This is a genomic window from Limnohabitans sp. 2KL-51, from assembly GCF_003063645.1.
GTDB lineage: Bacteria > Pseudomonadota > Gammaproteobacteria > Burkholderiales > Burkholderiaceae_C > Limnohabitans_A.
Window position 1 is genome coordinate 1 of sequence record NZ_NESJ01000068.1, and the last position, 672, is coordinate 672.

General features: G+C 65.8%; 1 protein-coding gene. It reads right to left on the reverse strand.

The features are described 5' to 3' along the window. A partial coding sequence (locus B9Z49_RS21950; protein ID WP_158273576.1) for a hypothetical protein occupies window positions 1-672 on the reverse strand: 672 nt, incomplete at both ends.

A 672-nucleotide genomic window follows, 5' to 3' on the forward strand; every position in this document is an offset into this window, starting at 1 on the left:
TGGCCCCTTCTGCAGGCTTGGTAAAGCTGGCCAGCACAAAGCCGCTGGCCACGTCTGCGGCGGTCAAGGTGATGGGGGTTGTGGTCGTGCCGTCGCTCACGGTGATGACCATGCCCGGCTTGGCCAGCGCCGGGTCAAACGTGACGCGGCTGGTGAAGGTGGTGTTGCTGGCGAGCTCGGCCTTGTTGACGAACGCGTTGTTGTCCGCGTCGGTGATGATGCTGATGGCCAGATTGATCTCGGCGCTCGTGCCCCCGCTCGTGTCGATGACCACGGTTTGCTGGTCGTAGCCGCCTTGCGTGAGGTTGCCGCTCACGCTGGTGGGGGCTGTGCTGTTGACGGCCGTGGTGCCCGTGGCGCTCACGATCGTGGCCTTGATGCTGTAGGTGCCTGCGGCGCGGATGTTGGCCGTGTCGTCCCACGTCCAGGCGCCGCTGTCTGCCGGTGCCACAAAGGCATTGGCGCCCATTTGCGCGCCAGTGCTGTCATAAAACTGCAGCATGACGCGGTCGCCCAGGCCCGGCACCCAGCCGGTGATGGTGCCCGCGTACGTCAGGGTCTGGTCGTTGGTGATGAAGTCGCTGGCGGTGGCGCCGCTGTCGGTGCTGGCCGAGACGATGTCGATCGTGGCCACGCTGTTGCCGCGCGTGTTGTAGGCCAGGCTCACTTGGT